Origin of the sequence: Microbulbifer epialgicus, from assembly GCF_041447265.1 — a bacterium.
Taxonomy (GTDB): domain Bacteria; phylum Pseudomonadota; class Gammaproteobacteria; order Pseudomonadales; family Cellvibrionaceae; genus Microbulbifer; species Microbulbifer epialgicus.
The window spans coordinates 1-1,172 of record NZ_JBGMEK010000231.1; the positions used below are offsets into that span (position 1 = coordinate 1).

Annotated in this window: 1 protein-coding gene; it reads left to right on the forward strand. The window is 42.2% G+C overall.

All coding sequences use genetic code 11. The annotated features are described in order from the left end of the window. Window positions 1–98 precede the first annotated feature (98 nt). Window positions 99–992: a sulfotransferase domain-containing protein gene (locus ACCI49_RS24720; RefSeq protein WP_371841923.1), complete on the forward strand. Its 894-nt coding sequence runs from the start codon at window positions 99–101 to the stop codon at window positions 990–992. The last annotated feature ends 180 nt before the right edge of the window (window positions 993–1,172 follow it).

Sequence of the window (1,172 nt, forward strand, 5' to 3'; positions counted from 1 at the left end):
TGCTTCATTACATGGAGGCGGTGGAAGCTTTAAATGGACTTAAATGATGTGTATAAAACACAGGCCGGGCGTTATGCTCAGTAAGCACGGAGAAAAATATGTCAGCCAGAAGAAGGTATTTACACCCCTTCTTAGATAGTGACAGATGGCAAAAATTCGAGCCGATAAGTGGGGATATTGTAATTGCCACTCCTTTTAAATCTGGCACTACGTGGATGCAAATGATTGTTTTAGGACTTTTGCATGGAATCAAAAATCCACCGTTATTGAGAGAGGTGGGGCACTGGATAGATTTTAGGTCGGCACCTGAAGAAGAGACACTTGCGCGTCTTGAAGAGCAATCTTCACGAAGGTTCATTAAGACCCATTTGCCCTTCGATGCAATTAAATTTGATAAAAGAATTAAATATATTGTAGTTGATCGTGATCCTAGGGATGTCTTTATGTCTCTCTGGAATCACTACAAAAATATGGATGTTGACTTGGTTAATAGTGACCTTCCGCCAGATGTCCGTCCTATACCACCATGCCCTGATAGCATCCATGAATTCTGGAAGTCATGGCTAACAAAAGGGTATTTTGAATGGGAGAGCGAGGGGTATCCTTTCTGGTCAAACTTGAGGCATGTGCAATCATGGTTTGATGTAAAAGATTTAGATAATGTGTTACACGTGCATTACAACAATTTATTGCTTGATAGTGAATCAGAAATTAAGCGGGTCGCCAAATTTATTGAAGTCGAGATTTCTGATGAGGAAGTTAAGTCTCTGGCCAATTACACTTCCTTTGTATCTACAAAGAAAAATCTCAATAAATTATTTCCTGGTGGTTATCGCCTGTTTAAAAATGGCCCAGATACCTTTTTTCATAAGGGAAAGAACGGTCGATGGAAAAGTGTATTAACTCAGGAAGATGAAAATCTGCTGTCTGAGGCTGCAAATACCATGCTCAGTAAAGCTTGCTTCAAGTGGCTGACCTTCGGAACCTTGTAGCGGAGCATAACAATCAGCGGCAGAGCGACAGCCAACGCTACGCACCTTTTGTGTTACTCGCTGACGCTCAAACATTAACACAAAATACGCTCCGCGCTGGCTGCGCCTGCGCTGGGCGTTGTACAAACCCGCTACGCGGGAGTGGTGCCACTTTCAAATTATAAGAGGCATTTTAGAAAA